Source organism: Flavobacterium soyangense, assembly GCF_015277675.1.
GTDB classification, from domain to species: Bacteria; Bacteroidota; Bacteroidia; order Flavobacteriales; family Flavobacteriaceae; genus Flavobacterium; species Flavobacterium soyangense.
This window is the reverse complement of sequence record NZ_JADHEC010000007.1, coordinates 112730-119068: the sequence shown is the minus strand read 5'-3', so window position 1 is coordinate 119068 and position 6339 is coordinate 112730. Positions and strand designations below refer to the sequence as shown.

The window sequence follows — 6339 nt, the reverse complement described above, 5'->3', positions numbered from 1 at the left end:
TCGATTCTCTTACTCTCTTTATATTTGTCTCGTCTTGTGGACGAGACGGCTGTCAATTCAATATGTCTAGGAACGTGTTCTTTTTGTTTGTCTAGCCATCCTCTCGGTTAGCGGGTGCAAAAGTAACATTTCTTTTTGTTCTGGCAAGCGTTTTGAAAAGTTTTTTGAAAAATAATTTTTTCCTTTTTCTTATCATATTTCTTATCAGTCTTTCAAGGAACTTTGCTTATTTTGCGGGGTGCAAATGTAACACTCATTTTTATTTCTCGCAAACTTTTTGAAACTTTTTTGAAAATAAATTTTTTCTCGTTTTCATTTCATTTGCCAGTGTTTATAAGAACTTGTGCGCTATTACCTCACTATAATTATATTTTAATTTGAGTTCGGTGAACTTGTTTGCGGGTGCAAAAGTAGCTGGTTTATTCAGTTAAACAATGACTTTTTCAATCTTTTTTCGAAGTATTTTTTAATAGGTTGGTTTTTCGGTATTTACAAGTAACATTTTTTGAAGATTTCTGAATTTGTAGCTACCGTTTTTGACGATTACATAGGTTTTGAGGTGTTATGATGGTTCAGGTCTTTGTTTGGGATGCAGATTGTCGACCATTCGCTTTGCGAAAACGCCGATGAAAACAAATTCATTCTCGAAAAGAACATAAAACACTCTCCACGAACCTATTATTGAGAAAAAAGAAGTGTGTTAATGGGTTGTGACGCTGAAATTTATGGGTTTTTTTTGGATTCAAGTTGTGAATCTTTGAATGGAAATGCGAAAATCATAGTTCTCTAAACCATATATTTAGGTGAGGCTTTTATGTTTTGAAAAATATCTAAATATCACAACTGCCTAGCCCCGATAGAAGTGGAAATCCTTATGAGCCAGGGTTTGGCTTATAAGATTGAAACGGATAGCGGGAATAAGCTCCCGATTGCTACATCCTTGTAATAACAATTAAAGTTTAATCGAAACGAATGGCTTTTACTGGAGAAATTTTGGTTATTATATAGGACGGAATTAGTAGAACCAGAAAACAAACTGTCACTGTGAGAAGATTCAGAAGTGTTATATATCCAAAATTAAGATAAACCGGAGCTTGATTGACATAATAATTTTCAGGATTGAGTTTGATGATTCCGAAATATTGCTGAATCAACAACAAAGAAATCCCGATTAGATTTCCCCAAAACAAACCCCTTACAATAAGGTAAAAGGCATTGTAAAGGAATATTTTTCTGACTGACCAGTTATTCGACCCTAATGCTTTGAGTATTCCGATCATTTGGGTACGTTCGAGAATGAGCACCAATAACGCCACAACCATATTTATGGTGGCCACCAGAATCATTACTACTAATATAATGATGATGTTAAAATCGAATAGTTTTAACCATTCGAATATATAGCTGTATTTTTCTATTATTGTTTTGGTATCTAGTGTAGAGGAGGTTTGCTCATACACTTGCTCACCAATGGATTTTATATTGGCAAAATCATTTGCAAAAACTTCGAAAGCGCCAACCTGATCTGGCTTCCACTTATTGATACGCTGAATATGCCGAATATCTCCTATAATATAAGTGGCGTCAAAATCTTGAAATCCGGAGTTAAAAATCCCAGTAATCTTAAATCTTCGAATGTTAGGCAATTTATTCTGGTCTCCCTTGATGAAAAATGTATTGAAGGAATCTCCAACTTTAAGATTCAGCCTATTGGCAAGCAATTGCGATATTAATACTCCTTGATTAAGGCTTTTCGAAAAATCAGGTAACTTACCTGAAATTATGTATTCCTTAATGTTATCCCATTGATAATCTGCACCAACTCCTTTGAGAATTATTCCTTCAAAAGCGGTTTCGGTTCTGATAATCCCGGCTTTACTGGCAATAGCCTGAATATGACTTACTCCAGGGACGGAAGTGAATTTTGGATAAAAATCTTGATTTTTTGAAATCGGAACCAGTGTAACTTCGGATTGATTGTTATCGTAATTCGAAATAATGATATGACTGTTGAAGGCGGAAACTTTATCGCGGATTTTCTGCTGCAACCCAATCCCTGTGGCTACAGAAACAATCATCATAATCATACCGATAGCAATAGCGGAAATTGCAATTTTTATAATTGGTGCCGATATGCTACTTTTATAATCTTTAGCAGTGATGAGTCTTTTGGCTATGAAATATTCTAAATTCAATTTAATATGGATTTGCTTTGCTTATGTCAAAAGTACAGTTTAAACACTAATTAGTAATATTAATCCATGGAAATTTATAAAAATCAGCCCTGTTAAAAAACAGGGGGTTACAATGGCATTTTTTTCTTCATTTCCTCTACAATATTGAAAGCTGCCGGACAAATCGCAACGTTTTTCAAAGTCAAATCTGAGATTTGCTGAAACTTTTTTCTATCCGTATGTGGAAATTCACGACAGGCTTTTGGACGAACTTCATAAATAAAACAGGTATTATCACTGTCTAAGAAAGTACAAGGGACACTTTGCAATACATAATCTTTATCTTCGTCAATGCGCAAATATTGGTCAATAAATTGTTGTGGTTTTTGTCGCAAATGCTTTGAAATTCGCTCAATATCGGCTGAAGTGAATAACGGACCGGTTGTTTTGCAACAATTAGCACATTTTAAACAATCGGTTTTCTTGAATTCGGTGTCGTGTAATTCCTGCATCACATAGTCCAAATTTTTAGGCTGCTTTTTTTTCAGCTTATCAAAATACTTTTTGTTTTCGATATGCTTATCTTTGGCATCTTTAGGAAGATTGTTTAAAATTTGTTTCAAGTTTAAAATTTAAAGTTGGGTCAGCAAAAGTAAACAACTTTCACATTAATAACTAAAAACCCGAGGAGAGATTGCTTCGTCCCTCGCAATGACTATGAAAGACCTTTTTGGAAAAGCCATACTTGATTTTCAAACCAATAATTCACCCGAGGATTTAATTACCGAAACCACCATTTCAGAAGAAGATGAAATGAGTGTTGCTTATCTTTTTCGTTCATATGATGAAATGCCAAATTTAGAACAAAAAGCATTACAACTTTCCAAAGGAAAAATCCTAGATGTAGGATGTGGCGCTGGAAGTCACAGTCTAAGTTTGCAAAACGACAGAAATCTTGACGTTACTTCAATAGATATTTCAGCGAATGCCATTCAAGCTTGTACGCTTCGAGGCTTGAAAAAAGCCAAAGTTCAAGATGTAATGACTTTGGAAAACGAAAAATTTGATACTATTTTGCTTTTGATGAATGGGGCCGGAATGTGCGGAAGACTGAAAAATATTCCCAATTTTCTTCTAAAACTAAAATCTTTGTTGAGTTCCGGAGGTCAAATTCTACTGGACAGTTCCGATATTATTTATATGTTTGACGATGACGAAGATGGCGGAAAATGGATTCCGTCAAACGATGACTATTATGGGGAAATTGTTTTTAATATTTCCTATAAAGGCGAAAAAGAAAAACCTTTCGACTGGATGTTTATTGATTACAACACATTGCAAAATGCGGCTTTCTCCAATGGTTTACAGTGCGAATTGATTATGGAAGGTGATCATTATGATTATTTAGCGAAGCTTTCGATTTAGAGAAAAGAGGAAATTCTATCAATCATTAAGCTTCTATCAAATCTGTAGTCGCAATTATATTTTGGTACGATTTGTAAAAAAAATCTACTGAATAAGAACCCACATATTTGGACAATTTTTTTTAGCTGTTTTCAAATATCCCGCTGATTTTTTTGGATAAAAAAAAACTGGTTCGGTTTTGAGTTCTAATTGGAATCGTTAGAATTCCTCAAAAATTGGTTTTGCGCAAGTGCCAAATGAACCGTGATTTAAAAAAATAATTGCTGGATCGAGAAGGAATTGTGATTTCACTTGTTAAAACAGAAAATTAAAAGTATCTTAAGGAATATTCAAGTATTTATGTGTTTGTAAAGAAACGCGCCATTTTGGATTGTTCATTACATAATCGACAATAAGTGGTGTCATTTCTTCTTTTTTACTCCATTCGGGTTGGAGAAATAATATGGCTTTTTTGTTTACTTTTTCAGCTTGTTCTTCGGCAAAAATAAAGTCGTGTTTATTAAAAATAATTACCTTCAGCTCATGGGCTTTGTCATAAACGGTTTGTGTTGGCAATTTGTTTTTCTTTGGCGAAAGACAAATCCAATCCCATTTACCAGAAAGTTCATACGCTCCTGAAGTTTCGATATGTACTTTCAGGTTTTGGTCTTTTAGTTTTTGCGTCAATAAAGTCATATCCCAAGTTAAGGGTTCGCCTCCAGTAACCACAACCGTGTTGGCATATTTATTGGCATTGGCCACGATCAAATCAATATTTGTTGGGGGATGCAATTCTGCATTCCAACTTTCCTTCACATCGCACCAATGACAACCCACATCGCAACCACCAATTCTTATGAAATAAGCTGCTGTTCCTGTATGAAATCCTTCGCCTTGAATGGTGTAGAATTCTTCCATCAACGGGAGCATTGCACCCTTATTAACTTCTAATTGTATTTCTTTTGATAACATTTTTTTGATTTAAAGTGCAAAGATAGTGAATTTAAAAAGGTAATTTTATGCCATAAAAAAACCGATAGCTTTATTGAAACTATCGGTTTTGAATGATAAATTTCTTGATTATTTCAACAATTGCAAAGACTTGGTTGCATAATCATTAGTTGGATCAAGCGCTAGTGTTTTTGCGAAATATTCTTTAGCTTTAACTTTATCAGTATTTGCATAACTTGCAGCTATTGTATTATAAGACTCTATGACTTTTTTAGTTGTTGTTGGTTTTGCTAATTCCTCTGGGCCTTTTTCAGTTACTTTAGCAACATATTCATCATAATACTTAATCGTCATTGCATCATTCCCCATTAAACTATTCGTTCTACCTCTGTAAAGATATGCGTCCTGATACGTTGGCGAAGCTGTTATGACATTTCCAAAAGCAGTATCAGCCTTTTGTAAAGCAATTAAATCAGGCTTTACATCTTTTTTGTTATTGGCATAATAAATTGACAATCCGTAATAAATATTATCATCTACATAATTTTTATATTCTGTATTTGTTGTCCCAAATTCAAATATAGGAATAGCTTCTTTATATAATTTTTGGGTAAATAATTTTTTACCAACTTCATTTAAATCTTCGATAATTAAAGGCTCTATTTCTATCGCCTTTTTAATATCGGACAAGCCTGAATTATATAAATTTGCATCCATTGACAATCCATCTGCACTCAATCCTTTTTTAAATTTGGCTGTACCCAAATATAAATAGTCTTTTGCAATAACTTTATTGTCTGGATTCGCAATAAAACTTTCTAATGATTTAATAGCAACTTCAGTGTTTCCATTTTCATATGCTGAATAACCTAAATAGCGAAAGATTCTAGGATTAACTTTATCCATTTCAATCATTTTATTAGCCTCAGCTTCAAGTGCTTTATAATCTTTTACAAGAACAAGAAAGTCTGCGTGACGCATTCTTGAGTTCAAAGAATAATCTGTAAGACTAAGATATTTTTCATAAAATCCAATAGCAGTCTGCATATATTCGGGAGATTTTGAAGGCTTGTTTCTTCCCCATTTGTAATAAGTCTCAGCTAATTCTCTGTAAACAGGTCCGTAATTTGGATTGATAGCGATTACCTCATTAAAAGATTTTATAGCCTCGTCATAAGATTTTGCTCCTTTTAACAAAACGCCTAATTGCATTTTTGCTCTTAATAATGTAGGATCAAATTGAAAGGCATTTCTATAAGCAGCATAAGCTTCATTTTGGTTTTTATCTCCGTAAAAAGCATCCCCAAGCGCCAATTGTACTAAAGCATCATTAGGATTTATAAGTTTAGCTTTGTTTAAATATTCAATTGCTTTCTTATAATTAGGTTTAGTAGAATAAGTATAAGCTCTCCCTATGGCAATTAATTCTTCAACATCTTTCTTTTTGGCATCTTTTAACGCTAAAGCAAAATTTGCTTCAGCAGAAACGGCATTACCATTATCCAAATCTAATGTCCCTAAACCAATAAAATTTAGTCTAGCACCATCAGTACCTGCCAATCCTCTTTGATACGCAATTTTTGCCGAATCCGTTACGAATTGAATAAGATAGATATTTCCTAATATAAAATTTGCTCTACCGTTAATTGGACTAGTCTGTATAATCGACTTTAATATCGATTTTGCCTTTTCATATTGTTCTGCATCTATTGCCTTTTTTGCTTGGTTAATATCTTGGCCAAAACCAATTGTAACTGAAGTTAAAAAAACAATACTAAAAATTTTAAATTTATTCATCGATATTATATTA

At 33.4% G+C, this 6339-nt stretch carries 5 protein-coding genes; 1 reads left to right on the top strand and 4 read right to left on the bottom strand.

Annotated elements, in window-relative coordinates; translation table 11 throughout:
- Window positions 1-959 precede the first annotated feature (959 nt).
- Window positions 960-2195: an ABC transporter permease gene (locus tag IR213_RS05160; protein ID WP_194311247.1), complete on the bottom strand. Its 1236-nt coding sequence runs from the start codon at window positions 2193-2195 to the stop codon at window positions 960-962.
- 107 nt (window positions 2196-2302) lie between these two features.
- The gene (locus IR213_RS05155) at window positions 2303-2797 is read right to left on the bottom strand and encodes a YkgJ family cysteine cluster protein (protein ID WP_194311246.1); all 495 of its coding nucleotides are present in this window, start codon (window positions 2795-2797) and stop codon (window positions 2303-2305) included.
- Between the two features lie 94 nt (window positions 2798-2891).
- On the opposite strand from IR213_RS05155, the gene IR213_RS05150 reads away from it, so the two are divergent.
- Entirely contained in the window at window positions 2892-3599 is a 708-nt protein-coding gene (locus IR213_RS05150) for a class I SAM-dependent methyltransferase (protein WP_194311245.1), read from the top strand.
- 318 nt (window positions 3600-3917) lie between these two features.
- Here IR213_RS05150 and IR213_RS05145 read toward each other — a convergent pair whose 3' ends face one another.
- Window positions 3918-4550, bottom strand: coding sequence for a 7-carboxy-7-deazaguanine synthase QueE (locus IR213_RS05145; RefSeq protein WP_194311244.1), 633 nt, complete (start codon window positions 4548-4550; stop codon window positions 3918-3920).
- 108 nt (window positions 4551-4658) lie between these two features.
- Window positions 4659-6326 (bottom strand): tetratricopeptide repeat protein, encoded by a 1668-nt coding sequence (locus IR213_RS05140; protein ID WP_194311243.1) that lies wholly within the window; start codon window positions 6324-6326, stop codon window positions 4659-4661.
- Window positions 6327-6339: the final 13 nt, after the last annotated feature.

Coding starts and splice junctions, on each gene's coding strand:
- IR213_RS05140 (WP_194311243.1), bottom strand. CDS start 6,326: ATGAATAAATTTAAAATTTTTAGTATTGTTTTTTTAACTTCAGTTACA.
- IR213_RS05150 (WP_194311245.1), top strand. CDS start 2,892: ATGAAAGACCTTTTTGGAAAAGCCATACTTGATTTTCAAACCAATAAT.
- IR213_RS05145 (WP_194311244.1), bottom strand. CDS start 4,550: ATGTTATCAAAAGAAATACAATTAGAAGTTAATAAGGGTGCAATGCTC.